Source organism: Streptomyces sp. NPDC031474 (assembly GCF_055581185.1).
Genome location: NZ_JBVIJX010000012.1, coordinates 55,281 through 81,052, shown reverse-complemented (window position 1 = coordinate 81,052; position 25,772 = coordinate 55,281). Strand labels below are relative to the sequence as shown.

Annotated in this window: 23 protein-coding genes; 8 read left to right on the top strand and 15 right to left on the bottom strand. The window is 70.3% G+C overall.

Translation table 11 applies throughout. The features are described from left to right. Positions 1-6: 6 nt before the first annotated feature. From ACZ5SK_RS25795 to ACZ5SK_RS25765, 7 genes are all read right to left on the bottom strand, one after another. Entirely contained in the window at positions 7-1,239 is a 1,233-nt protein-coding gene (locus ACZ5SK_RS25795; RefSeq protein ID WP_319671649.1) for a sarcosine oxidase subunit beta family protein, read from the bottom strand. Positions 1,240-1,270: 31 nt separating this feature from the next. Further along, positions 1,271-2,131 carry a bifunctional methylenetetrahydrofolate dehydrogenase/methenyltetrahydrofolate cyclohydrolase gene (locus ACZ5SK_RS25790; protein WP_334574959.1) on the bottom strand — a complete coding sequence of 287 codons (861 nt, stop codon included), beginning with the start codon at positions 2,129-2,131 and terminating at the stop codon, positions 1,271-1,273. Positions 2,132-2,153: 22 nt separating this feature from the next. Further along, positions 2,154-4,592 (bottom strand): GcvT family protein, encoded by a 2,439-nt coding sequence (locus tag ACZ5SK_RS25785; RefSeq protein ID WP_334574961.1) that lies wholly within the window; start codon positions 4,590-4,592, stop codon positions 2,154-2,156. Positions 4,593-4,808: 216 nt separating this feature from the next. Beyond that, a complete protein-coding gene (locus ACZ5SK_RS25780) occupies positions 4,809-5,771 on the bottom strand; it encodes an ABC transporter substrate-binding protein (RefSeq protein ID WP_334574962.1) in 963 nt (320 codons plus the stop codon). Positions 5,772-5,786: 15 nt separating this feature from the next. Continuing rightward, complete coding sequence (locus ACZ5SK_RS25775) at positions 5,787-7,787, bottom strand: ABC transporter permease (RefSeq protein ID WP_334574963.1); 2,001 nt, start codon at positions 7,785-7,787, stop codon at positions 5,787-5,789. Further along, complete coding sequence (locus ACZ5SK_RS25770) at positions 7,787-8,875, bottom strand: quaternary amine ABC transporter ATP-binding protein (RefSeq protein ID WP_334574965.1); 1,089 nt, start codon at positions 8,873-8,875, stop codon at positions 7,787-7,789. The genes ACZ5SK_RS25775 and ACZ5SK_RS25770 overlap by 1 nt, the downstream gene beginning before the upstream one ends. 20 nt (positions 8,876-8,895) lie before the next feature. Further along, on the bottom strand, positions 8,896-10,365 hold the full coding sequence (locus tag ACZ5SK_RS25765) for an aldehyde dehydrogenase family protein (protein ID WP_334574966.1): 1,470 nt from the start codon (positions 10,363-10,365) through the stop codon (positions 8,896-8,898). Between the two features lie 218 nt (positions 10,366-10,583). Here ACZ5SK_RS25765 and purU point away from each other — a divergent pair, with 218 nt between their 5' ends. Further along, complete coding sequence (purU, locus tag ACZ5SK_RS25760; RefSeq protein ID WP_334574967.1) at positions 10,584-11,465, top strand: formyltetrahydrofolate deformylase; 882 nt, start codon at positions 10,584-10,586, stop codon at positions 11,463-11,465. Positions 11,466-11,588: 123 nt separating this feature from the next. Here purU and ACZ5SK_RS25755 read toward each other — a convergent pair whose 3' ends face one another. From ACZ5SK_RS25755 to betA, 3 genes are read right to left on the bottom strand one after another with little or no spacing between them, the layout of a single operon-like run. Next, the gene (locus ACZ5SK_RS25755) at positions 11,589-12,014 is read right to left on the bottom strand and encodes a hypothetical protein (RefSeq protein ID WP_457494061.1); all 426 of its coding nucleotides are present in this window, start codon (positions 12,012-12,014) and stop codon (positions 11,589-11,591) included. A 29-nt stretch (positions 12,015-12,043) separates the two neighbouring features. Then, a complete protein-coding gene (locus tag ACZ5SK_RS25750) occupies positions 12,044-12,886 on the bottom strand; it encodes a methylenetetrahydrofolate reductase (protein ID WP_334574970.1) in 843 nt (280 codons plus the stop codon). Positions 12,887-12,889: 3 nt separating this feature from the next. Continuing rightward, a complete protein-coding gene (betA, locus tag ACZ5SK_RS25745) occupies positions 12,890-14,560 on the bottom strand; it encodes a choline dehydrogenase (RefSeq protein WP_334574971.1) in 1,671 nt (556 codons plus the stop codon). 202 nt (positions 14,561-14,762) lie between these two features. On the opposite strand from betA, the gene ACZ5SK_RS25740 reads away from it, so the two are divergent. Beyond that, positions 14,763-15,509: an IclR family transcriptional regulator gene (locus ACZ5SK_RS25740; protein WP_334581069.1), complete on the top strand. Its 747-nt coding sequence runs from the start codon at positions 14,763-14,765 to the stop codon at positions 15,507-15,509. 15 nt (positions 15,510-15,524) lie between these two features. Here ACZ5SK_RS25740 and ACZ5SK_RS25735 read toward each other — a convergent pair whose 3' ends face one another. The 5 genes from ACZ5SK_RS25735 to ACZ5SK_RS25715 form a co-directional block, all read right to left on the bottom strand. Then, positions 15,525-16,655 (bottom strand): aromatic ring-hydroxylating oxygenase subunit alpha, encoded by a 1,131-nt coding sequence (locus tag ACZ5SK_RS25735; RefSeq protein WP_334574972.1) that lies wholly within the window; start codon positions 16,653-16,655, stop codon positions 15,525-15,527. Between the two features lie 175 nt (positions 16,656-16,830). After that, a complete protein-coding gene (locus ACZ5SK_RS25730) occupies positions 16,831-17,991 on the bottom strand; it encodes an NAD(P)/FAD-dependent oxidoreductase (protein WP_334574974.1) in 1,161 nt (386 codons plus the stop codon). Beyond that, positions 17,988-18,350, bottom strand: coding sequence for a bifunctional 3-phenylpropionate/cinnamic acid dioxygenase ferredoxin subunit (locus ACZ5SK_RS25725; protein ID WP_079658103.1), 363 nt, complete (start codon positions 18,348-18,350; stop codon positions 17,988-17,990). Before ACZ5SK_RS25725 ends, ACZ5SK_RS25730 begins: the two co-directional genes overlap by 4 nt. A gap of 195 nt (positions 18,351-18,545) precedes the next feature. Then, positions 18,546-19,178, bottom strand: coding sequence for an MBL fold metallo-hydrolase (locus ACZ5SK_RS25720; RefSeq protein WP_468417361.1), 633 nt, complete (start codon positions 19,176-19,178; stop codon positions 18,546-18,548). Beyond that, entirely contained in the window at positions 19,175-20,260 is a 1,086-nt protein-coding gene (locus ACZ5SK_RS25715; RefSeq protein ID WP_334574977.1) for an S-(hydroxymethyl)mycothiol dehydrogenase, read from the bottom strand. Before ACZ5SK_RS25715 ends, ACZ5SK_RS25720 begins: the two co-directional genes overlap by 4 nt. Before the next feature lie 338 nt (positions 20,261-20,598). Here ACZ5SK_RS25715 and ACZ5SK_RS25710 point away from each other — a divergent pair, with 338 nt between their 5' ends. The 6 genes from ACZ5SK_RS25710 to ACZ5SK_RS25685 all read left to right on the top strand — a co-directional run bounded on the left by ACZ5SK_RS25710 (position 20,599) and on the right by ACZ5SK_RS25685 (position 25,712). Then, positions 20,599-22,137, top strand: coding sequence for a glycoside hydrolase family 43 protein (locus ACZ5SK_RS25710; protein ID WP_468417363.1), 1,539 nt, complete (start codon positions 20,599-20,601; stop codon positions 22,135-22,137). A gap of 101 nt (positions 22,138-22,238) precedes the next feature. After that, positions 22,239-23,066, top strand: coding sequence for a X2-like carbohydrate binding domain-containing protein (locus ACZ5SK_RS25705; protein WP_334574980.1), 828 nt, complete (start codon positions 22,239-22,241; stop codon positions 23,064-23,066). Between the two features lie 100 nt (positions 23,067-23,166). Then, complete coding sequence (locus ACZ5SK_RS25700; protein ID WP_334574981.1) at positions 23,167-23,661, top strand: MarR family winged helix-turn-helix transcriptional regulator; 495 nt, start codon at positions 23,167-23,169, stop codon at positions 23,659-23,661. A 149-nt stretch (positions 23,662-23,810) separates the two neighbouring features. Continuing rightward, positions 23,811-24,446, top strand: a complete 636-nt coding sequence (locus ACZ5SK_RS25695) for a DsbA family protein (RefSeq protein ID WP_334574982.1) — start codon at positions 23,811-23,813, stop codon at positions 24,444-24,446. A 31-nt stretch (positions 24,447-24,477) separates the two neighbouring features. After that, positions 24,478-25,284, top strand: coding sequence for an MBL fold metallo-hydrolase (locus ACZ5SK_RS25690; protein ID WP_334574984.1), 807 nt, complete (start codon positions 24,478-24,480; stop codon positions 25,282-25,284). Between the two features lie 5 nt (positions 25,285-25,289). Further along, positions 25,290-25,712 (top strand): nuclear transport factor 2 family protein, encoded by a 423-nt coding sequence (locus ACZ5SK_RS25685; RefSeq protein WP_334574985.1) that lies wholly within the window; start codon positions 25,290-25,292, stop codon positions 25,710-25,712. Positions 25,713-25,772 lie beyond the last annotated feature (60 nt).

Sequence of the window (25,772 nt, the reverse complement as noted above, 5' to 3'; positions counted from 1 at the left end):
GGGTCCCTAGTGGGCCACCGCGGCCGCGCCGTGCTCGTCGACGAGCGCGCCGGTGGTGAAACGGTCGAGCGAGAAGGGGGCGTTGAGGGCGTGCGGGGTGTCGTGGGCGATGGTGTGGGCGTAGACCCAGCCGACGCCCGGGGTGGCCTTGAAGCCGCCGGTTCCCCAGCCGCAGTTGAGGTAGAGGTTGTCGACCGGGGTGAGGCCGATGATCGGCGAGGCGTCGGGGCTGACGTCCACGATGCCGCCCCAGGTGCGCAGTACATGGGCGCGGGCGAAGACCGGGAAGAGTTCCAGGGCCGCCGACATCTGCTCCTCGATGATGTGGAACGCGCCGCGCTGCGTGTACGAGTTGTACGCGTCGATGCCCGCGCCCATCACCAGCTCGCCCTTGTGCGCCTGGCTGACGTACACATGGACCGCGTTGGACATGACGACGGTGGGGTGCACCGGCTCCAGCAGTTCCGAGACCAGCGCCTGCAACGGGTGGCTCTGCAGCGGGAGTTCGATGCCTGCCATGGCGGCGAGGACGGAGGTGTGGCCCGCCGAGCACAGGGCGACCTTGCCCGCGGCGATCGGGCCCAGCGTGGTCTGGACGCCGACCACCCGGCCGCCGACCACGTCCAGCCCGGTGACCTCGCAGTTCTGGATGATGTCGATGCCGGCGGCGTCGGCGGAGCGGGCCAGGCCCCAGGCGACGTGGTCGTGCTTGGCGATGCCGGCCCGTGGCTGGTAGGTGGCGCCCAGGACCGGATAGCGCACGTCCGGCGAGATGTTGACGATCGGGCAGACCTCTTTGACGCGCTCCGCGTCGAGCCATTCCGCGTCCACCCCGTTGAGGCGGTTGGCCTCCACGCGGCGCACGCTGTCGCGGACGTCCTGGAGGCTGTGGGCCAGGTTCAGCACACCACGCTGGGAGAAGAGGATCGGGTAGTCGAGTTCCTCCGCCAGTCCCTCCCACAGCTTGAGCGCGTGCTCGTAGATGCCGGCGCTCTCGTCCCACAGGTAGTTGGAGCGGATGATCGTGGTGTTGCGGGCCATGTTGCCGCCGGCCAGCCAGCCCTTCTCCAGCACGGCCACGTTGGTGATGCCGTGGTTCTTCGCCAGGTAGTGGGCGGTGGCGAGGCCGTGTCCGCCGCCGCCGACGATCACCACGTCGTACGACCGCTTGGGCTCCGGCGTGCGCCACAACCAGTCGGGGTGCTCCGGGAGTTCGGCTCCGGGGGTGCGGGGGCTCATCGGACGGCTCCGTCCTCTGGGAGGGACAGGTTCATACGGCGTTCGCGTTCCTCTCGGCGGCCTCGACGACGTTGGCGAGCAGCATCGCCCTCGTCATGGGGCCCACGCCTCCGGGCATCGGCGCGAGCCACCCGGCGACCTGCATCGCGCTGGGGTGTATGTCGCCGACGAGCCCGCTGTCGGTGCGGGTGATGCCGACGTCCAGGACGGCCGCGCCCGGGCGGAGCATGTCGCCGGTGATCAGTCCGGGTGAGCCGGCGGCCGCGACGACGATGTCCGCCTCGCGCACATGCCAGGCCAGGCCCTTGGTGCCGGTGTGACACAGGGTGACGGTGGCGTTCTCCGAGCGGCGGGTCAGCAGCAGGCCGATGGGACGGCCGACCGTGATGCCCCGGCCGACCACGCACACCCGCGCGCCGGCGATCGGCACGTCGTAGCGGCGCAGGAGTTCGACGATGCCCCGCGGGGTGCAGGGCAGCGGGGCCTCCTCGCCGAGGACGAGGCGGCCGAGGTTGACGGGGTGCAGGCCGTCGGCGTCCTTGGCCGGGTCCATGCGTTCCAGTACGGCGTTCGCGTCCAGGTGGCGCGGCAGCGGGAGTTGCACGATGTAGCCGGTGCAGGCGGGGTCGGCGTTGAGTTCGTCGATGACGTCCTCGACCTGCTGCTGCGTGGCGTCGACGGGCAGGTCGCGGCGCAGCGAGGCGATGCCGACCTGCGCACAGTCGCGGTGCTTGCCGCCGACGTAGGCGTGGCTGCCGGGGTCGTCTCCGACCAGGACGGTGCCGAGCCCCGGCGGCCGGCCGCCGGTGGCGGTCAGCTTGGCGACCCGCTCGGCGAGTTCGCGACGGATGTCGGCGGCGGTCGCCTTGCCGTCGAGGAGTTGCGCGGTCACCGGCGGTACCTCTCCCTCGCGGTCAGCCACGGAGGCGGGACATGGACGGGTCGAACAGGGGCTCCTCGGCGACGACCGCCTCGACGCGCCGGTCGAAGTAGCCGATGTGCAGGGTGCTGCCGGGGGTGGCGAGTTCCGCCGGGAGCCACGCGTACGCGATGCCCTTGCCGATCGTGTAGCCGTAGGCGGCGCTGGTGACGTACCCGACCGCGCGGTCGCCGTCGTAGACGGGCTCCTTGCCCATGACCACCGACTGCGGGTCCTCGATGGTGAGGCAGGTGAGCCTGCGCCGTACCTCGGCCTTGCGGCGCTCCAGCGCCGGCTTGCCGATGAAGTCGCCCTTGTCGAGTTTGACGGCGAAGCCGACGCCGGCCTCGTAGGGGTCGTGCTCGTAGGTCATGTCGGTGCCGAAGGAGCGGTAGCCCTTCTCCAGGCGGAGGCTGTTGAAGGCGCCGCGGCCCGCGATGACGCCGCCCAGCGGCTGGGCCGCCTGCCACAGGGTGTCCCACAGTTTCCGGCCGAGGTCGGAGGTGGTGTACAGCTCCCAGCCGAGTTCGCCGACGTAGGACAGGCGCATCGCCGTCACCGGGACACTGCCGATGTGGGCGCGCTTGGCGCGGAAGTACTTCAGGCCGTCGCCCGAGAAGTCCTCGTCCGTGAGGGGCTGCAGGACCTTGCGGGCGAGCGGGCCCCACAGGCCGATGCAGCAGGTGCCGGGCGTGATGTCGCGGACCTGGACGGTGCCGTCGGCGGGGAGGTGGCGGGTGAACCAGTCGAGGTCCAGGTTGCCGTTGGCGCCGACCTGGAAGAGGTCCGGGGCGAGGCGGGCGACGGTGACGTCGCTGCGGATGCCGCCGTCGTGGTCGAGGAGCAGGGTGTACGTCACCGAGCCGACGGACTTGGCGACCTTGCTGGTGGTGAGGCCCTCCAGGAAGGCGGCGGCGCCGGGGCCGGCCACCTCCAGCCGCTTGAGGGCCGTCATGTCGTACATCGCGACGGTCTCGCGGGTGGCCTGCGCTTCGGCGCCGACGATGGGCGACCAGTACTGCGCGGCCCAGTCGTTGGGCGTGGGGATGTTGCGGCCCTCGACGAGGGACGCGTTGGCCTCGTACCACTGCGGGCGCTCCCAGCCGTTCGCCTCCAGGAAGAACGCGCCGTGCTCCTGCTGGCGGTCGTGGAAGGGGCTGGTGCGGATCGGGCGCGGCTTCCCGGACGGCTGGAGCGGGTGGAGGATGTCGTAGACCTCGACGAAGTTCTGGCAGTCGCGGGCCAGCACGTACTCCGGGGAGAGCTGGTGCTGCTCGAAGCGGTTGACGTCGCACTCGTGCAGGTCGAAGGACGAGCAGTGGCCGTCGACCAGCCATTCGGCCATGGCCCGGCCGACGCCCGCGGAGTGGGTGACCCACACGGCCTCGGCGACCCAGAAGCCCTTCACGTCCCCCGACTCGCCGAGCAGCGGGAAGTTGTCGGTGGTGAAGGAGAACAGGCCGTTGATGCCTTCCTCGACCTTCGCCTCCTGCGTGGCGGGCAGGAGGGACTGCGTCTCGGTCCAGGCGGGTTCGAAGTCCTCCTCGGTGAACTTCAGGACCGACGGCATGTCGGCGGCCTCGTCGACGGAGAGGATCTCGTCGGCGGTGATGGGCATGGGGCGGTGGCCGTAGTAGCCGATGCCGATGCCGTCGAAGCGGTCGCGGTAGTAGAGGTCGGCGTCCTGGTGGCGCAGGATCGGGCGCACCGCCTCCTCGGTCTGGCCCGCGAGGGCCGGTACCGGGCCGGTCCAGGCGAGCTGGTGGGCGAGCGGCGTGAGCGGCAGGTTCATGCCGACCATGCGGGCGATCTTCGGTCCCCAGATGCCGGCGCAGCACACGACGATGTCGGCCGTGAGCTCGCCCTGGTCGGTGAGGACGCCGGTGACGCGGCCGTCGGCCTGCTGGACGTCGAGGACCTCGTGGCGGGCCAGGAACGTCACGCCGCGCTCGGTGGCCCGGCGGATCTGCGCCTCGACGGCGAGGACGGCCTTGGCGAGGCCGTCGGTGGGGATCAGGAGGCCGCCGAGGACCTTGTCGCGGTTGACCAGCGGGTGCTGCTCGACGCATTCGTCGGCGCTCAGGAGGCGGGCCTCGATGCCCCAGGCGGTGATCCAGCCGTGGCGGCGGTGCAGTTCCTTGAGCCGTTCGGGGGTGGTCGCCACTTCGAGGCCGCCGACCTGCAGGAAGCAGGGCTTGCCGTCGACGTCGAGGGAGCAGAACTTCTCGACGGTGTAGCGGGCCAGCTCGGTCATGGTCTTGGAGGAGTTCGTCTGGAAGACCAGGCCCGGGGCGTGTGACGACGAGCCCCCGGTGGCGGGCAGCGGGCCCTGGTCGACCACGGTCACTTCGGTCCAGCCGCGTGCGGAGATCTCGTCCGCGAGCGCCGCTCCCACGACACCCGCTCCGATGATCACCACTCGGGGTCCCGCCATCGCCGCACCTCCGGAATCAAACCGATCGAGTTGCTTTCTGCGCAACATGGTTCAGGCTGCGCAACTCAATGTGCCTGCCCCGAGGAGGGGGTGTCAAGAGGTCCGTGATGTCGGGCGACAGCCCGGAAGAGGGGCCGGAACACGGCAATGCCCGGTGGGCGGGGCGCATGGCGCGCACCGCCCACCGGGCGTGTTCGACCGGTGATCGACTCCGGGCTACTTGATCCAGGCGTCGACCTTGTCCTGGTGGGCCTCGACCCACTTCTTGGCCGCCGCGTCGTCCGTCATCTTGTCCTGGGCGATGTACTTGGCGACCTCGTTCTGGTCGTCGTTCGTCCAGGTGAAGTTCTTCACCAGGTTGTAGGCGGGGCTGCCCGACTTGGCGAACTTCGCGCTGACGATCTTGTTGAGGTCGTAGACGGGATAGTCGCAGGCGACCTTCGCCGCATCCGCGTCACAGCCGGTCTTGTACGGGGGCAGGCCGACCTTCTTCAGCGGGACCTCGGACATGAACCACTGCGGCTCGTAGAAGTAGCCGATCACCCACTGCTTGTTCTTCTCCGCGGTGCGGAAGGCCTGGATCAGCGCCGTCTCACTGCCCGCGTACACCACCTTGAAGTCCAGCTTCAGGTTCTTCACCAGCGCCTCGTCGTTGGTGACGTACGACGGGTCGCCGTCGAGGAGCTGGCCCTTGCCGCCCGACTCGGAGGTCTTGAACTTCGAGGCGTACTTGTTGAGGTTCTTCCAGTCGAGGATGTCGGGGTGCGCCTTGGCCAGCCACGGCGGCACGTACCAGCCGATGACGCCTTTGTTGCCCGTCGGGCCGGCGTCCACGGCCGTCTTCTGCTGGTCGATGTACTTCTTCGTCAGATCTGCGTGGCCCCAGTTCTCCAGGACCGCGTCGACCTCGCCCGTGCCGAAGCCCTGCCAGGCGATCTCCTCTTTGAGGTTCTTCTTGTTGACCGTGCAGCCGAGATTGTGCTGGGCGACGTACGCGACGACCGCCGCGTCCGCCTCGTAGCCCACCCACGGGTTGACGGCCAGGTTGAAGGTGCCGCACTTGCCCGAGCTTCCCGAGCCCGCGGAGGAGCTGTCGCCGACCTTCGCCCCACCGCACGCGGTGAGGGTGAGGCCGAGGACGGCCAGGCCGGCCGCGCCGGCTCGCCAGTGTCTTGCCATGGTGTCCTGCTCCTTCTAAGCGCTCGCGCGTCGCGCCGCTGCCTGAGTGATCCGGTCGAACATGACTCCGAGAAGGACGATGGCCAGACCCGCGGCAAGCCCCTTCCCGTACAGCTGCCCCTGTGAGAAACCGGCCACGACGTCGTAGCCGAGAGCGCCTGCTCCTACCAGGCCGCCCACGACAACCATCGACAGCACGTAGATCAGGCCCTGGTTGGTGGCGAGCGTCAGGGCACTGCGTGACATCGGCAGTTGAACCTTGGTGATGATCTGCCAGGTGTTGCACCCGGCGGAGGTGGCCGCCTCGACGGTGGTCTCGGGCACGGCCCGGATCCCGTCCGCGATGATCTTCATGGCGACGGGCGCCCCGTAGACGATCGCGGCGACGATGGCCGTGAAGCGCGTGGGGCCGAACAGCGCGAGGAACGGCACGAGGTAGACGAAGGGCGGCATGACCTGGGCCGCGTCCAGGGTGGGCCGGATCAGCCGGTCCACGAGCGGGCTGCGCCCCATCCACACGCCGAAGACGATGCCGAGCACCATCACCAGCACCGTCGCGACGAGCGTCGAGGCCAGCGTGGTCATGGCGTCCGACCACAGACCGGTGCCGATCAGCAGGCCCACGCACACGGCCGTGGTGAGCCCGGAGCGCCAGCCGCCGAGCACCACGCCCAGCGCGACCAGGACCGCGCCGACGAGCCACCACGGGGAGTCGGTGACCAGCGTCTGGAACGGATTGAGCAAGCCGTTGGTGATGACGTCACGGATGCCGTTGGTCACGCCCGACAGACTGTCCTGAGCCCAGTTGGTCGCGCTGTCCGCCGCGCTGGCGATACGGCTGCCGACGGTGCCGTCGCCGGGGAAGTCGGCCGCCCACAGGTAGGTGTGCGACAGGTAGACCAGGACCGCGGTGACTACGGCGCCGGCGCCGAGCAGCGGCCGCCGCCACTTCTCGAAGCGGTTCTTGGAACGCCGCGCGGCTTCCTCCCGTGCGGCGGCCGCGGTGGTGACCCGGTCCAGGACGATCGCCATGACCACGATGGCGAGACCCGCGTTGAAGGCCGTGCCGACGTCGAGCGACTGCAGCGCCTGCAGGACGATCACGCCGAGGCCCGGGGCGTTGATCAGGGCCGCGATGGTCACCATGGCCAGGGCGGCCATGATGGTCTGGTTGACGCCCATCACCACGGTCCGCTTGGACATCGGCAGCAGGACCTTCAGCAGCGACTGGCGGCGGGTGGCGCCCAGGGAGTCGGCCGCCTCGACCGTCGTCTTCGGCACGTTCCGGATGGCGTGCGCGGTGATCCGGATCGCCGGCGGAGCGGCGTAGATGACGGTGGCGATGGTGGCGGAGGCGCCGCCGATGAGGAAGAACAGGGTGAGCGGGGCCAGGTAGACGAAGGTCGGCATCGTCTGCATGAAGTCCAGGAACGGCGTCATGATCCGGTTGAACCGGTCGGACAGCCCCGCCCACACACCCAGCGGGATCGCGAACAGCAGCGCCACGAAGACCGCGGAGAGGGTGAGCGCCAGGGTGTCCATGCTCGGCTGCCACAGGCCCTGTAGCCCCATGAAGGTGAACCCGGCGACGGCCAGCAGCGCGACCCGCCAGTTGCCCACGGCCCAGGAGACGTAGCCGGCGATGCCCACGACGCCCAGCCAGCCGATCTGCGGCAGGGGGCGGGCGCCGGACGGCTGGGAGATCAGGTGCTGGATGAAGGTCACCAGGTTGTCGATGACCAGCCGGATCTCGTTGAAGAAGTACAGGAAGAGCGGGTTGGAGTTGCGGTTGGCGCCGATGGAGTCGTTGAGGTCGTTGATCCACCGGTGCAGATCGGTGAGGTCGGCCGCCGCCAGCGACAGGGTCTGCCTGCCCTTCAGCAGGGCGAACAACACCAGCCAGACGACCAGAATGGCACCGACCACCATGGGCCTGCTGAGCTTGCGCGCCCGTTTGACGCGGACGGCCGGCTCGGCTGTCTCCGTCTGCTGGGGTTTCTCGACGGCGACGGTCATCACACGCCGCCTTCCTGTCCGGCGACCACCGCGAGGATCTCCTCGTCGCCGACGATGCCGAGCAGCTTGCCGTTCTCGACGACCTTGACCGGCTTGTCGGCCGCCAGTACCGCCCGGGTGGCCTCCTTCACCACGACGTCCGGGCCCAGCTCGGGACCGTCCAGGGCGTCGCCTTCCTCCGGCGCGCGCATGATCCACCGCAGGGTGAGCACGTCGCCGCGCGGCACGTCCTTGACGAATTCGCGTACGTAGTCGTCGGCGGGGGCGCCGACCAGTTCGTCGCCGGTGCCGCACTGGACCATCTTGCCGTCCCGCATGATCAGGATGCGGTCGCCCAGCTTGAGGGCCTCGGAGAGGTCGTGGGTGATGAACACCATCGTCTTGCCGACCTCGTGGTGCAGCCGGATGACCTCGTGCTGCATGTCACGGCGGATCAGCGGGTCGAGGGCGGAGAACGGCTCGTCGAAGAAGAGGACGTCGGGGTCGCCGGCCAGCGCCCGGGCGAGTCCGACGCGCTGCTGCATACCGCCGGAGAGCTGGTCGGGGTAGGAGTTCTCGTAACCGGAGAGGCCGACCAGTTCGACGACCTCCAGGGCGCGCTTGGCGCGTTCGGCCCTGCTCATGCCGCGGATCTCCAGCCCGAAGGACACGTTGTCGACGACCCGGCGGTGCGGCAGCAGCCCGAAGTGCTGGAAGACCATGGAGAACTTGTGGCGCCTGAGGTCGCGCAGGCGTTTGGCGTCCGCGTCGCGGATGTCCTCTCCCTCGAAGACGATCTCGCCGGCGGTGGGTTCGATCAGCCGGGTCAGACATCGCACCAGCGTGGACTTGCCGGAGCCGGACAGACCCATGACGACGAAGACCTCGCCCTTGCGGACGTCGAAGTTCACGTCGCGTACGGCGGCGGTGCATCCGGTGCGGTCCATGAGCTCGCGGCGGGTGAGGCCGCACAGCTCCTCGGAGTCCGGGACCTGGTCGGCCTTCGGCCCGAACACCTTCCACAGCCGGCGCACGGATATCACCGGAGTACCGTCCGAATCCTGAGGAATGCCGCTGCGCGGCGACACCTCGGTCTGCGTGGGGGTCACGATCGACCTCTTTTCGGCGTTCAGCCGCGGAACCAGTGTTGCGGCCGGGGTTGGATGTTCTGCCAGATGTGCTTGGGCTCTCGGTACTCGTCCAGGCCGGTCGGTCCCAACTCCCGGCCCACGCCCGAGTGCCCGAAGCCACCCCATTCCGCTTGCGGCACATAGGGGTGGTAGTCGTTGATCCACACCGTGCCGTGACGCAGCCGCCGGGCGACCCGCTGGGCCCTGCCCGCGTCCTGGGTCCAGACGGCGCCGGCGAGACCGTACTCGGTGTCGTTCGCGATGCGGACGGCGTCGTCCTCGTCGGTGAAGCGCTCCACGGTGAGCACGGGGCCGAAGGACTCCTCGTGCACCACGCGCATGTCCTGCCGGCACTCGTCGAGGACGGTCGGCGGGTAGTAGTGGCCGTCCGCGAGGGCCGGGTCGTCGGGTCGTGCGCCGCCGCAGCGCAGTACGGCGCCCTCGGCGAGGCCGGCCGCGACGTATGCCTCGACCTTCGCCAGGTGCTGCGCGGAGATCAGCGCTCCGGTCTCCGCCTCGGGGTCGAAGGGGCCGCCGAGGCGGATCTGCCGGGCGCGGCGGACGACCTCGTCGACGAGGCGGTCGTGCAGCGAGTCCTCGACGATCAGCCGCGCCCCGGCCGAGCAGACCTGGCCGGAATGCAGGAAGACGGCCGTGAGGGCGAAGTCCACGGCCGTCTCGAAGTCGGCGTCGGCGAAGATCACGTTGGGGTTCTTGCCGCCGAGCTCCAGCGCGACCTTCTTCACGGTCGCGGCGGCCGTGGCCATGATCCGTTTGCCGGTCTCCAGGCCGCCCGTGAAGGAGACCATGTCGACGGCCGGGTGCTCGGAGAGCGGGGCGCCCACCTCGGGTCCTGCGCCCAGGACGAGGTTGGCGGCGCCGGCCGGGAGCCCGGCCTCCGCCAGCGCCCGCATCAGCAGGATCGAGGTGGAGGGGGTGAGCTCACTGGGCTTGAGAACGATCGTGTTGCCCGCCAGGAGCGCCGGAGCGACCTTCCAACTGGCTTGCAGCAGTGGGTAGTTCCACGGCGTGATCAGCGCGCACACGCCGATCGGCTCGTACACGACGCGGCTGACGGCGTCGTCCCGGCCGGTGTCGATCACGCGGCCGGCGTCGGTGCCGCCGAGCCCGCCGTAGTATCGGAAGCAGGAGACGACGTCGGCGATGTCGTACTCGCTCTCCACCAGCCGTTTGCCGGTGTCCAGCGACTCGGCGCGGGCGAACTCCTTGGCGTCGCGCTCGATGATGTCGGCGGTCCGCAGCAGCAGCGTGCCGCGCTCCCGCTCGGGGGTGCGCGGCCACGATCCCTCGTCGAAGGCGCGGCGGGCCGCGGCGATCGCCGCCTCGGTGTCGGAACGGGTCCCTTCGGAGACGGTCGCGGTGAGCGTGCCGTCGGCGGGACAGCGGATGTCACGGCGCCCTCCGGCGACCGCGTCCCGCCACTGCCCACCCACATACAGGTCTGCCACGCGCCAAGCCCTTCAGCTGAAATGCGTTGCGCATCATGCATTCAATTGCTTGTGGTGGAACACCATGACGAATGCCGTAGAGCTACGTCAAGAGGTTGGCGGATGACGTTTCAGTCAGGCCGGCACTTGCGCCACCACCCTTGACCGCGGACGGCCCCGAGCCGACCATGTTGCGTATCGCTCACCATGTTGTGCATTACGCATCAACGGAGGCCGCTGTGTCCACTACGCCCCCTCGCCCGCACCCCGGCCGCGAGTTCGTCCTCACCCTTTCGTGCCCCGACAGCGCAGGACTGGTCCATGCGGTGAGCGGCTTCATCGTCAGGAACTCCGGCAACATCCTGGAGAGCCAGCAGTTCGATGATCGACTCGAGGGCCGTTTCTTCATGAGGGTCCACTTCGACGTCTCCGATCCGGACGCCGACATGAAAACTCTGCGTTACCGATTCGGTCCGGTGGCCGAGGCGTACCGCATCGCCTGGACCCTCAGCGAGGCGTCGACCCCCACCCGGACGCTGATCATGGTGTCCAAATTCGGCCACTGCCTGAACGATCTGCTCTTCCGCCGGCGCACCGGCGCCCTGAACATCGACATCCCGGCGATCGTCTCCAACCACCGGGACTTCGAGGGACTCGCGGAGACCTACGGCGTGCCCTTCCACCACATCCCGGTCACGAAGGACACCAAGGCCGAGGCCGAGGCGCGCCTGATGGAGCTGGTCGGCGAGCTGAACATCGACCTGGTGGTGCTGGCCCGCTACATGCAGATCCTCTCCGACGACCTGTGCAAGCAGCTCGAGGGCCGCGCCATCAACATCCACCACTCCTTCCTCCCCAGCTTCAAGGGCGCGCGCCCCTACGAGCAGGCCTACGCCCGCGGTGTGAAGCTCGTCGGCGCGACGGCGCACTACGTGACGCCCGACCTGGACGAGGGGCAGATCATCGAGCAGGACGTGGTCAGGGTGGACCACTCGCTCGACTCCGGCGACCTGGTCACGGTCGGCCGGGACGTGGAGGCCCAGGTGCTCGCCCACGCGGTGAAGTGGCACAGCGAGAGCCGGGTGATGGTGGACGGCAACCGCACGGTGGTCTTCCGCTGAGCACAGCACATACCGAGGAGCGGACCGACCTCCGGTCCGCTCCTCTTCGTATACGGCTTTGTATACGGCTTCGGATGGGGCTTTGTATACGGCTTCGTGCGCGGCCCTCGCGCGCGGCCCGGCTCAGCGTCGCCCGTGCCCGGAGCGCCGAGCCCAGCGCCGCAGCCGTGCCACGCACGGCGCCTTCGCCTCACTCAGCGAAGCGAACTCGTCGGAGCCGCTCATGAAGGCCGTGACCGGCGTCCAGCGGCCGCGCCCCGCCGCCGTTTCCCAGCGGACCGCGGGAAAGTCCGTGACCGCCCGAATCCGTTGCCGCGGTATCGCCCGCGTCCACAGCGGCCCTCGCACCACCAGCCGGTCGGCCTCGCACCTGACGCCGATCCGGTAGCCGCGCACGGTGAGCGTCGCGCTGAGAGCGAGGACGACCGCGGCGGCACCCCATGACAGCGCGCCCGGGCTCTCGGCGCCGTACGCCACGGCCCCCACCGCCGACACGACCCAGGGCGCCGCGTACGCCACTCGTACCGGCCTCGGCGGCAGTATCTCCACGGCCTTCTCCTTCGGCAGCGCCGTGGGCGTCAGGCTGCGAGGCGGTCCATGAGCGTGCGACGCCAGCGTTCCGTCTCGGCGATCTGGTTGAAGGTGAACAGGTGCAGGCCGGGCACGTCTGCTGCGGGAGCGGTGAGGGCCGGCTCGGCGCGTTCCAGCAGCCTCTCCGGGGAGTAGCCGCCGGGCGTCGCGAACCGCAGGAACCATGAGGCGTGCTTCGTCAGGAAGCGCGTCGACTCGCCCACGCCGATCTTCGTCGCCATCGCGAGCAGCTTGGCCCGCTGCACGGGCCCGGCGACGCCCACGTACACGGGCAGAGTGACGCCCCGCCGCCGTATCCGCGCGACCCACTCGCCCAGCACGCGCGGGTCGAAGCAGAGATTGCTCACGATGTACGTGGCGTGCTCGCGTTTGTCCCACATGGCCTGGACGGTGACGTCGTCGTGGATGAGCGGATGGCTCTCCGGGTAGCCGGTGACGCCGACGCGGGGGAAGGGGCTGCCCAGCTCGCTCAGCCTGCGCAGCACCGGGAGCGCGCCGTCGTAGGCGCCGGCCGGCGGGTCCGCGTCGCCCGCGGGGACGAAGACGTCGTCCACGCCCGCCTCGCGGAGCCGGTCGACGACCTCCTTCAGGTGCCGGTCGTCCCGCAGCAGCCGGGCGGGCACGTGCGGGACGACCCGGTAGCCGTGCGCGGCGAGCCGCCCGGCGAGGTCGAGGGTCGGCTCCAGGCCCTTGACCGGCGACGCCGTCACGGTGACGACGACGTCGCGCGGGACATGGGCGAGGACCTTGTCCTCGGTCGCCTTCGCGGGCAGGACCTCGTAGCGGACGTTGTCGTTGTGCAGCAGCCTGCTCAGCCCGTCGCCGCCCAAGGTCTACCTGGCCTGCTGCTGGGCGTCACGGTGGCGGTAGTACGCGGCCGCGGAGGCGGGCAGCGGCTCCTTGCCGAGGATCAGGTCGGCGGCCTTCTCGGCGATCATCATCACCGGCGCGTAGATGTTGCCGTTGGTGACGTACGGCATCACCGACGCGTCCACCACGCGCAGCCCCTCCACGCCGTGCACCCGCATGCTGGCCGGGTCGACGACGGCCATCTCGTCGGTGCCCATCCTGCACGTGCAGGACGGGTGCAGAGCGGTCTCGCCCTCCTTGGCGACCCAGGCGAGGATCTCCTCGTCCGTCTCCACCTTCGGGCCGGGCGAGATCTCTCCGTCGTTGTACGGGGCCAGCGCCGGCTGGTTGAGGAGCTTGCGGGCCACCCGGATCGCCTCGACCCATTCGCGGCGGTCCTGCTCGGTGGAGAGGTAGTTGAAGCGCAGGGCCGGGTGCTCGCGCGGGTCCTTGCTCTTGATCTTCACCGAGCCGATGGCGTCGGAGTACATGGGGCCCACGTGCACCTGGTAGCCGTGGCCGCCGGCCGGCGAGGAGCCGTCGTAGCGGACGGCGATCGGCAGGAAGTGGAACATGAGGTTGGGGTAGTCCACGTCGTCGTTGCTGCGGGCGAAGCCGCCCGCCTCGAAGTGGTTGGTCGCGGCGGGGCCCTTGCGGAAGAGCCACTGCAGCCCGATGAAGGGGGCGCGCCACTTCGCCATGTACGGCTGCATGGAGACGGGCTGCTTGCAGGCGTACTGGATGTAGACCTCGAGGTGGTCTTGCATGTTCTCGCCGACGCCCGGCAGGTCGTGGACGACGTCGATGCCGAGGGCGCGCAGTTCCTCGGCGTTGCCGACGCCGGAGAGCTGGAGGAGCTGCGGGGAGTTGATGGCGCCGCCGCAGAGGATGACCTCCTTGGCGCGGACCTGCGTCGGGGCGCCCTTGCCGCGCCGGTACTCGACGCCGACGGCCCTCTTGCCCTCGAACAGGACGCGGGTGACGAGGGCGCGGGTCGTGACGGTGAGGTTCGGCCGCTTCTTCGCGGGCTTGAGGTACGCCTTCGAGGCCGACAGCCGGCGTCCGCGGTGGACGTTGCGGTCGAACTTGGCGAAGCCCTCCTGCCGGTAGCCGTTGACGTCGTCGGTGGGCGCGTAGCCCGCCTCCTGGGTGGCCTTGAGGAAGGCGCCGAAGAGCGGGTTGGTGGCCGGGCCGCGTTCGAGGACGAGGGGGCCGTCATGGCCGCGGAACTCGTCGTCGGGGTCGGCCGCGAGACAGTTCTCCATGCGTCGGAAGTAGGGCAGACAGTGTGCGTAGTCCCAGCTCTGCATGCCGGGGTCGGCGGCCCAGCGCTCGTAGTCCATGGGGTTGCCGCGCTGGAAGATCATGCCGTTGATGCTGCTGGAGCCGCCGAGCACCTTGCCGCGCGCGTGGTAGACGCGCCGGCCGCCCATGTGGGGCTCGGGCTCGGACTCGTACTTCCAGTCGTAGAAGCGGCTGCCGATCGGATAGGTCAGCGCCGCGGGCATGTGGATGAAGACGTCCCACGGGTAGTCGGACCGGCCGGCCTCCAGGACCAGGACCCGGTTGGCCGGATCCGCGGAGAGTCTGTTCGCCAGTGCACTGCCGGCCGAACCGCCGCCGACGATGACGAAGTCGTAGTGCAGGGGAGCCATGGTGCCTCGTCTCGCTCGCGCCGTAGATACGCGAGGCATGGTAGTACCGGTATCGCCATACGCACTAGGTTGCGAACGACGCAACTTGCAAGGTCTTGGTTTCGGTGCCGTTACTTGCAGTGGCGTTGTTTACTACGCGTATAGTTTTGCTGTGAGCAACCAAAGCCAAGACACCGAAACGTCCAATTCCCAGGCCGGCGGAGTGCAGTCGGTCGACCGCGCCATCAGCGTCCTGGAGATCCTGGCCCAACGCGGCGAGGCGGGCGTCAGCGAGGTGGCCGCCGAGATCGATGTTCACAAGTCCACCGCGTTCCGGCTGCTCGGAGCCCTGGAGTCGCGCGGGCTGGTGGAGCAGGCGGGCGAGCGCGGCAAGTACCGCCTGGGCTTCGGCATCGTACGCCTGGCCGGCGCGGTCACGGGGCGCATCGACATCACCCAGCAGGGCCGCCCGGTCTGCGAGCGGCTCGCCGAGGAGATCGGCGAGACGGTCAACATCGCCGTCATGCAGGAGCAGTACGCGATCAACCTCTACCAGGTGCGCGGCCCCGGCGCCGTCACCGCGCACAACTGGGTCGGCCAGCTGACCCCGCTGCACGCCACCTCCAGCGGCAAGATCCTGCTGGCCCACCTGCCCGCGAAGGAGCGCGCCGCGCTGCTGGCCGAGGCCGGGCTGAAGAAGGTCACCCCGCACACCATCACCGCGAGGACGAAGCTCGAGAGGAACCTCGCCGAGGCCCGCGAGCGCGGCTACGCGTGGACCCTGGAGGAGTTGGAGATCGGCCTGCACGCCATGGCCGCCCCGATTCGCAACCGCGACGGAGAGGTCATCGCGGCACTCAGCGCCTCCGGGCCCGCCTACCGCTTCACCGAGGAGCGTCTGCACGAGCTCTCCCCGGTGCTGCTCAAGGGCGCCGAGGAGATCAGCCACCGGATGGGCTACCTGGGCTGAGCAGGCCAGGACCGGCTACTGCGGGCGGCTGCCCAGGCGCTCGCTCACCCAGTCGTGGAAGGCGCCGATGTGGTGCTCGCTGGGCACCAGCACCCCGCCCTTGGCGTACATGCGGGAGCTCATGCCGGGCTGCGTGCGCTCGCACGCGTCGAAGTCCTGGCGGTTGACCCGGTCGAAGAGTTCCACCGACCGGCTGACGTCCTTCCCGCTCTCGACGACATGCGGAAGGTACAGCCAGTCGCATTCGACGATCGTGCGGTCGACGGCCACCGGGTACATCCGGTGGAAGATCACATGGTCGGGGACGAGGTTGATGAACACCTGCGGCTTGACGGTGATCGCGTAGTAGCGGCGGTCCTGGTCCTCCGCCACCCCGGGGATGCGGTCCAGCCCCTCGGAGCCGTCGACGGTGAAGCCCTGCACCTCCTCGCCGAACTCGGCGCCGTGGCCGACGTAGTACTGGGCGGCGTAGCCGTCGGCGAACTCGGGGAGCACCTCGGTGAGTTCGGGGTGGATGGTGGCGCAGTGGTAGCACTCCATGAAGTTCTCGATGATGAGCTTCCAGTTCGCCTTGACGTCGTAGACGATCCGCCTGCCGACCGACAGGTTGTCGATGTCGTAGCGCTCGATCGACTCCACATCGCCCAGCCGTGCGACGACCTCGCCGATGACGTCCTCCTCGAAGGAGGGCGGGTTCTCCGCGAGACACACCCAGACGTAGCCGAGCCATTCCCGCACGGCGACGCTCACCAGGCCGTACTCGGTACGGCCGACGTCGGGCATCTTGGTGAGGTTGGGCGCCGCGACGAGCTTGCCGTTCAGGTCGTACGTCCAGGCGTGGTACGGGCATTGGAAGGCCCGCTTGACCTCGCCGGTCTCCTCCGTGCACAGCTTGGCGCCGCGGTGCCGGCACACATTGAAGTACGCGCGGATGCTGTTGTCCCGTGCGCGGGTGACGAGGATGCTCTCGCGGCCCACGTCGACGGTGCGGAAGGCGCCGGGCTTCGCCAGTTCGGAGGCGCGCGCGACGCAGAACCACATGGATTCGAATATGCGCTCCTGCTCCTGGGCGAAGATCGCCGGATCCGTGTAGGAGGAGCCGGGGAGGGTGGCGATCAGGCTGTCCGGCAGGCCGGTCGAGGTCACGATGCACTCCTCGGAGGACGTCGGGGAGGGGATTGGGGAGCGCCCTGAAGGGGCGCGGGACTGTATCGATACGCGGCTCCGCCGCGATGGGGGTCCCCCCGCTCGAGCGAAGTCGAGAGTGGGGGAGCGACCAGCCACAACGGCGCCGCGGAGGGAGAACAACCCGTCTCGGCGCTCACAGCGGAGCGGCAAGCTGCTTGCGCCAGCGGGTGAACAGCCGGGGCTGGTTCATCCCGAGCACGGCGACCGGATGTCCGGCGCGCCGGTAGACCGCCAGGACGTTGCGGTCGTCCGCGGCGCCCTCCTCGACCGTCACGCTGTCCGCGCCGGCCGCGTGGCCGGCGAACTGGATCTTGACGCCGTACTGGTCGGACCAGAAGTACGGCGGCCGGGGCACGCCGGGTTCCACCGCGCCGCCCGCGAGCAGTACGGCGACGGCGGCGTCGGGGCGCTCGCGCGCTCCGGTCCAGTGCTCGACGCGGCGGTGGGCGCCCGCACGAGGGTCGTACCAGTTGGCGCAGTCGCCGACCGCGACCACGCCGGCGAGGCTGGTGCGGCCGTCGGCGCCGCACTTCACGCCGTTGTCCAGGGTGACGCCGGAGCCTTCCAGCCACTCGACGCACGGGCGTGCACCCACGCCGACGACGACGATGTCGGCGGGGACGCCGCGGCCGTCCTCCAGCAGGACGGCGTCCACCTGCCGCTCCCCGCTGAGGCCCTTGACGCCCACGCCGCACAACAGCCGTACGCCGTGGTCGGCATGGAGGCCGGAAACCACGGCGCCCATGGTCTCGCCGAGCGGGCCCGCAAGCGGCGTCGGGGCCGCCTCGATCACCGTCACGTCGAGCCCGAGAGCGTAGGCGGTGGAGGCGACCTCGGCGCCGATGAAACCGCCGCCGATCACCACCAGCCGTCCACCGCGGGCCAGTTCGTCCCGCAGGGCGCGGGCGTCGTCCAGGGTGCGCAGGGTGTGCACTCCGGCCAGGCCCTCGGCGCCCGGCAGGGTGCGCGCGGCGGCGCCGGTGGCGATCACGATGCCGTCGGCGCGGAGCTCACTGCCGTCGGCGAGCCGGAGGGCGCGCTGGGTCCGGTCGAGTCCGGTGGCACGGGCGCCGAGCAGCCACTCGACCCGCAGATCCTCGTCGTCCGTCTCCAGCACGAGGTCCGCTTCGCCGATCGTGCCGGCCAGGAACTCCTTGGACAGCGGGGGCCTGTCGTACGGACGGTGCGTCTCGTCGCCGATGACGACCAGCCGCCCGTCGTAGCCCTGCTTGCGCAGTGAGCGTGCCGCCGACAGTCCGGCCAGCGAGGCGCCCACCACGGCCACGGTTCTCACGCGGGACCTCCGGCGAGCCGGGAGGCGATGCAGGGCGGCAGGTTCGGGGCGTCCGTGGACACCCGGACATGGATCATGCCGTCCTCGACGACCACCTCGTGCGTCCGGACCGGGAGCTTGGCCGGCGGGGCGTCGACGGCACCGGTTCGCAGGTCGAACTTCGAGGCATGCAGCGGGCATTCCACCTCGCAGCCCTCCAGCCAGCCGTCGGCGAGCGAGGCGTCCTGGTGGGTGCAGGTGTCGTCGATGGCGAAGAGCTCGCCGTCGTCGGTGTGGAACACCGAGACCGGCGGGTCGATGTCGAGCCGGAAGGCCTCACCTCGCGGGAGATCCGCGAGACGGCACGCGGGAATCATCATGACACCTCGGTGCGTATAGCGAAACGGATTGCGGTTAGCGCAACGCCAGTCTGCGGGCCGCTCCGAACCGTTGTCAAGGCGTCCAAAGGCCTCGTTCCAAGGGCTCGGGCGACCGGCCTCCGGGCAGCTCGAAGCGCCCGAACCACCTGCGCAAACAGGCGGAACGGGCGCCGCACGAGGAACACCGGCAGGCGGTCAGAATCCGCGGTCGATCCACTCCTGAAGGTGCGGAGCCTCGGCTCCGACGGTGGTCGTCTCCCCGTGCCCGGTGTATACGACGGTGTCGCCCGGCAGCGTGAGCAGCCGGCCCCGGATCGAGTCGACGATGGTGGGGAAGTCGCTGTACGAGCGCCCGGGGGCGCCGGGCCCGCCCGCGAACAGCGTGTCGCCGCTGAACAGCGCCGACAGGGCGGGCGCGTACAGACAGACGGCGCCCGGGGCGTGCCCCGGGGTGTGCAGCACGGTCAGCTCGACGCCGGCCACCGCGAGCAGCCCGCCGTCGGCGAGTTCGCCGTCGGGCATCCGGTCCGGGTGGGTCTGCTTCCACAGCGGGAGATCGTCCGGGTGGAGGAGGATCGGCGCTCCGGTGCGCGACGCCAGTTCGGGTGCGGCGTCGATGTGGTCGTTGTGGGCGTGGGTGCACACGACGGCGCGCAGCGTGCGCCCGCCGACGGCTTCGGCGATGGCCCCGGCGTCGTGGGCGGCGTCGACGACGATCACCTCGTGGTCGTCGCCGATGATCCACACGTTGTTGTCGACGTCCCAGGTGCCGCCGTCCAGCGAGAACGTCCCCGAGGTCACCACGTGCTCGATGCGGGCGGCCGTCACAGGACCACGACCGAGCGCAGGACGTCGCCGCCGTGCATCCGCTCGAAGGCCTTCTCCACCTCGTCCAGCTGGATGGTCTCCGTGACGAAGGCGTCCAGGTCGAGCCGGCCCTGGAGATAGAGGTCGATGAGCATCGGGAAGTCCCGGGAGGGCAGGCAGTCGCCGTACCAGGAGGACTTCAGCGCGCCGCCCCGCCCGAACACGTCGAGCAGGGGCAGCTCGAGCTTCATCTCGGGGGTGGGCACGCCGACCAGGACGACCGTGCCGGCGAGGTCGCGGGCGTAGAAGGCCTGCTGGTAGGTCTCCGGGCGGCCGACCGCCTCGATGACGACATCGGCGCCGAAGCCGCCGGTCAGCTCGCGGATCGCCTCGACCGCGTCGTTCTCCTTGGAGTTGACGGTGTGGGTCGCGCCGAGCTTCTTGGCCGTGGCCAGTTTCCGGTCGTCGATGTCCACCGCGATGATCTTCGCCGCGCCGGCCAGGTGCGCACCGACGACCGCCGCGTCCCCCACTCCGCCGCAGCCGATGACGGCCACACTGTCGCCGCGTCCGACGTTGCCGGTGTTGATGGCGGCGCCGAGGCCGGCCATCACCCCGCATCCCAGCAGTCCGGCGGCCGCCGACGACGCCGCCGGGTCGACCTTCGTGCACTGACCGGCGGCCACCAGCGTCTTCTCCGCGAACGCGCCGATGCCCAGCGCCGGGGACAGCTCGGTGCCGTCGAGCAGGGTCATCTTCTGCTTGGCGTTGTGCGTGTTGAAGCAGTACCAGGGGCGGCCGCGCAGACAGGCCCGGCACTGGCCGCACACCGCACGCCAGTTGAGGATGACGAAGTCGCCGGGGGCGACATCGGTGACCCCCTCCCCCACCGACTCCACGACGCCTGCGGCCTCATGCCCCAGCAGGAAGGGGAAGTCGTCGTTGATGCCGCCCTGCCGGTAGTGCAGATCGGTGTGGCAGACCCCGCAGGTCTCGATCTTCACCAGCGCCTCACCCGGGCCGGGATCGGGCACGATGATCGTTTCCAGGCTGACGGGGGCGCCCTTCCCGCGCGCGACGACAGCACGGACCTGATGCGTCATGGCCACTCCTCGGCTGGTACGAGACCTGAGTCGATGTTGCTCATTGCGGCACGTTTTTCATGTGCCGCAACAAAGCATCGTGGAGCGCCGACCGGGGGTCAAGACACGTCCCGGCGCGAGCGTCCTCGACGAGATGCGTCGAAGCGCTTCGACAACTGCACCGGTCGGAGGACGCTCTCCAGCACAGTTTCGGCGATAGGCAACGTTGCCCACGCACCCGTTGACAGGGCACAACCGCACGTGCGACTTTCGAAGCGCTTCAACATATCGACTCTCACGGCGAGCCTTCCTCGACCGCACACCCGCACACCCGCACACCCGCACCCCTCTGGACGGACATGGCGTTCTTCGACAATCCCGTGATCCCCGGCTTCAGCCCGGACCCGAGCGTCTGCCGGGCCGGCGACGACTACTACGTGGCGACGTCCAGCTTCGAGTACGTACCGGGTGTGCCGCTCTGGCACAGCCGTGACCTGGTGCACTGGCGGCTGATCGGGCACGCGCTGGACCGGCCCTCGCAGCTGGAGCTGCCCGACACGGCCCCCTCCTCCACGGGGGTGTACGCGCCCACGCTGCGCTACCACGACGGCCGGTTCTGGCTGATCACCACCGTGGTCGCCGGGGCGGGCAACGTCCTGGTGACCGCCGAGGACCCCGCCGGACCCTGGTCGGATCCGGTGCCGATCGGCGTGCCGGGCATCGACCCCGACCTGGCCTGGGAGGAGGACGGCACCTGCTGGTGCGTGTTCTCCGCGGGCGGGATCCGCGGGGTCCGCATCGATCCGAAGTCCGGAGAGCTGCTGGGCGAGCCGACGGCGATGTGGTCGGGCAGCGGGCTGCAGTATCCCGAGGGCCCGCACCTGTACCGGATCGGCGACTGGTGGTACCTGCTGCTGTCGGAGGGCGGCACCGAGCGCGGGCACGCCCTCTCGGTGGCCAGGGCCCGCACCCTGCCCGGCCCGTTCGAACCGCACCCGGCCAACCCCGTGCTGTCCCACCGCAGTACCGGCCATCCGGTGCAGAACACCGGCCACGGCGACCTGGTGCAGGCGCATGACGGCACGTGGTGGATGGTGCTGCTGGGCACCAGGCCCCGCGGCGACACCCCGATGTACCACGGCATGGGCCGGGAGACGTTTCTGGCACCGGTGCGGTGGGAGGACGAGTGGCCGCTGCCCGGCCCCCTGGAGCTGCGGGCGCAGGCCCCGGCGCTGCCCCCGCACCCCTGGCCGCAGGAGCCGGACCGGGACGACTTCGACTCCCCCGCGCTCGCCCCGTGCTGGGTGTCGCTGCGACGGCACGACCCGCAGGCCGCCCGACTCGACGAGCGGCCGGGCCACTTGGTGCTGCACGCCCGCGCGGACAGCCTGGACACGCCCGGCGCGCTCTTCGTCGGACGACGTCAGCGCCACCCCGACTGCACCGCGCGCACGCTGGTCGACGTCCAGGAAGGCGGTCGCGGCGGGCTCGCGGTCCGGCTGGACGAGGCACACCACTACGAAGTGGAGGCGGGCGGCGGAGTGATCCGCGCGATCGCCAGGATCGGCCCGCTGCGCCACGCCGTCGCCGAACGAGCCGTACCGTCCGGCCCGGTGACCCTGCGGATCGACGTCACGACCTCCGACATCCTGCCGCCCACGGTCACCACCCGGGACACGGGGCCCGACGCGGCGCCCCCGCCCGGCCTCAGGGTCGGCGGCCCCGACACCCTCCGCCTGGGCTATGAGACGGACGGCGGGGCGTTCGAGGTCCTCGCCGAACTCGACGGCCGCTACCTCACCACCGAGGTCGCCGGCGGCTTCACCGGCCGGGTCTTCGGCATGTACGCCACGCAGGGCAGCGCGGCCTTCGACTGGTTCGAGTTGCGAGCCGACTGACCGACGGCCGGACAACGACCGCCTCCTTGTCGGATGCTCCGGCGTCAACTCGGTATCTCCCGCGAGCCCTTCGCCGTCCCCCACCGTGAAAGGCGCGCGTGATGACGAGACTCGCAAGACTCCTGGCCCGGCGGCGCGGAACCGCGCGGCCCCTACGGCAGCTGGCGGCCCTCGCTCTGGCGATCGTCCTGCTCCCCCTGGCGCCGGTCGCCGCCCACGCCGGTACGCCGTCGTCGGCGGCCGCGTCCACGTCCACGTCCGCGTCGGCCGGTTCTCCCGCGGCGCGCAGCGCGGTGGCCGCCATGCAGCCCGGCTGGAACATGGGCAACACCTACGACGCCTCCAGCGACCAGGTGTTCCTGCCGAAGTCGAGCGCCATCACCGACCGGACCCTCACCCTCGACTCCAACGGAACCGACTTCCAGGGACTTCGGCACGCGGGCCGCGAACTGGTCCGAGGCGCCGACTACACGGTCACCGGCGACCGGCTCACCCTGACGGCCGCCGCCCTCACCCGGCTGGCGGGCGACCGGGCGTACGGGGTCGACGCCACGCTGGAGGCCCTGTTCTCCCGGGGCGTCCCCTGGCGGATCGACGTGATCACGTACGACACCCCGGTCCTGTCGGACACCGCCGGAACCACCAGCGCCTTCAGCGTTCCCACCCAGTTCCGCGGGGACTCCCTGGCGACGATGGAAGCCGGGTACGACCACGGAAGCAACGCGGGCCCGGCCGACTGGACCCCCTTCCAGCAGTACGACACCTCTTTCTCGGCGTACACCGCAGACGCGATCAAGCTGACCCCCGAGTTCTTCAACGCCGTCAGGGACGGCTCGCGGATCACGCTCACGTTCCACTTCTGGAGCGGCGCCACGGTGACGTACCACGTCACCAGGGCCGGAACCGCGGTGACCGGCACGAACGCCTGACCGCCCGGTGCGGGGGCCGCCCGGTCCGGCGGGCGGCCCTGCCTCCCTCGCGCATGATCGGTACGGTGATACCCGGGACGGCGAGAGGGGCGGCGAGGTCGTGAGCGAGCAGGCGGGGATCAGGACGGCGAAGGAGGCCGCGGACCACGAGCTGATCCTGGCGTTCGGGCGGCTGCAGGGGGCGGCCAACCGCCTGGAGTACATCCTGGGGCGGGCGCTCGAGGAGGAGTGCGGGGTCAGTCACCTGATGTTCGAGGTGTTGCTGATCCTCGGGCGGGCGGGGGCGCCGGGTCTGTCGATGCGGGCCATCGCCCAGGAACAGGTGCTGACCACAGGCGGCGCGACCCGGCTGGTGGACCGCATGGAGGCGGCCGGGCTCGTGGCGCGCGCGGACTCCCCCGACGACCGGCGCGCGAAGCTGGTGCGGCTCACGCCGCTGGGCGAGGAGACGGCCGTACGCGCGTCCCAGGTGCACCTGGAGAACATCGAGCGGTACTTCGTCGCTCCCCTCCCCGCCGAGGACCTCGACCGGTTCACCCAGGATCTGCGCATCCTCAGCCACTCCGCCCGGGACGTCCTGCCCCGCCTTCCCTGACCTGCGCCGAGGCGCCGGCGCTGTTCTACTGACATCAGCCGTGTGTGGCGCAGCCCACAGGCCTATGGAAATACCTGACGAGTCAGCTACTGTTCTGTCAGGTGAATCGTCCGCACCGGGTGGGCGTCACTTCCTTGTCGAGGTCCTCGATGAAGCTGGTCTACGTTTTCGACGCCTACTGCGGCTGGTCGCACGGCTTCTCCGGCACGTTGCGCGAGGTCGTCTCCCGCCACCCCGGGCTCCCGGTGGACGTGGTCTCCGGCGGGCTCTTCACCGGTGAACGCCGGGTGCCGATGCGCAGGTTCGGCCACATCGAGAAGGCCAACGACGAAATCGCCCGACTGACCGGCGCCCGGTTCGGAGAGGCCTACCGGCGGCTCGCGGCCGAGGGCTCGTTCGTGATGGACTCCGAGGCCGCCGCCCGCGGCGTCGCCGCCCTGCGTCAGGCCGCCCCCGACCGCGCGGTGGAGCTGGCCGTGGCGCTGCAGAACGCCTTCTACATCGACGGCCACAGCCTGTCCGATCCCGCCGCCTACCGGCGGATCGCCGAGACCGCGGGACTGGACGCCGGCGCCGTCGACGCCGTCCTCGCCGCGCTCGACTCGCCCGAGGCGCAGGGCGCGGCCGAGGCCGACTTCCGCCGCAGCGCCGCGCTGGGCGTCACCGGCTTCCCCACGCTGCTCGCCGCCGACGGCTCGCACACCGTTCCCCTGGCCCGTGGCCACGCGACCGCCGACGAGGTGGACCGCCGCCTCGCTCCGCTCGGCATCGCCCCCACGTCCTGATCCCCCGTCACCCCGCACCGAAGGAACTTCCATGAGCACGCTCTCCTTCAAGGTCCTCGACCTCGACTTCCCCGTCGGCGTCAAGAACAAGACCGCCACCCTCGTCACCGGTGAGACCGAGGCCCTGCTCGTCGACGCCGGCTTCACCCGGGCCGACGGCCACCGGCTGGCCGCCGAGGTGCTCGACTCCGGCAAGAAGCTCACCACCGTCTTCATCAGCCACGGCGACCCCGACTTCTACTTCGGCGCCGAGGTGATCGCCGACGCCTTCCCCGACACCAGGTTCGTCGCCACCGACCACGTCATCGAGCACATCCAGCACTCCTACGAGGGCAAGCTCAAGGCCTGGGAGGCGCTCGGCGCGAACCTGCCCACCCGCCTGGTCGCCATCGAGCCGCTGACCGACGACCTCACCCTCGAAGGCCACCGCTTCGCGCTCAAGGGCGGCGGCGCGGAGCTGCCCGACCGCCACTACCTGTGGCAGGCCGAGCACCGCGCCCTCCTCGGCGGCGTCCTGCTGTTCCAGCAGGAGCACGTCTGGGTCGCCGACACCGCCAGGCCCGAGCAGCGCGCGGCCTGGATCGACCTGTTGGACGAGATGGCCGCGCTCGACCCGCAGCTGGTCGTCCCCGGTCACCGGCTGCCCGACACCGCGGCCGACGCCTCCGCCATCACGGCCACGCGTGACTACCTGACCGCCTTCGAGGAGGAGCTCGGCAAGGCCTCCGACGGCGCCGCGCTCACCGACGCCCTCGTGCGGCGCTACCCCGACAACGGCATGCTGATCGCCGCACAGATCGGGGCGAAGGTCGCCAAGGGCGAGATGACCTGGGGTTGACGGACATGACCGCACCGAGCACCGGCTTCGTGACCTCCGACGCTCCCGCCGACGTCGTCCGCCGGCAGTACCTCGCCTCGGCGGCGGGCGACCTGGAGGCCCTGCGCGCCACCCTCGCCCCCGACGTCGAGTGGACCGAGATGGCGGGCTTCCCCCTGGCGGGCACCTACCGCACCCCCGAGGGCGTCACCTCCCATGTGATGGCGAAACTCGCCCAGGACTGGGACGGCTGGACCGCCCACGACGACAGCTACGTCGTCGACGGCGAGAACGTCGTCGTCCTCGCCCGCTACACCGCCGTCAACAAGGCGACCGGGAAACGACTCGCCGTCCGCGTCGCCCACCACTTCGTCGTCCGCGGCGGCAGGATCGTCCGCTTCGAACAGTTCGTGGACACCGCACTCGTACGCGATGCCATGGAGGGCTGACGGGGCCCCGCGCCCACCGCCTGACCCGGATGCGTGCCGGGCTCAGCGAAACGCGGCCCG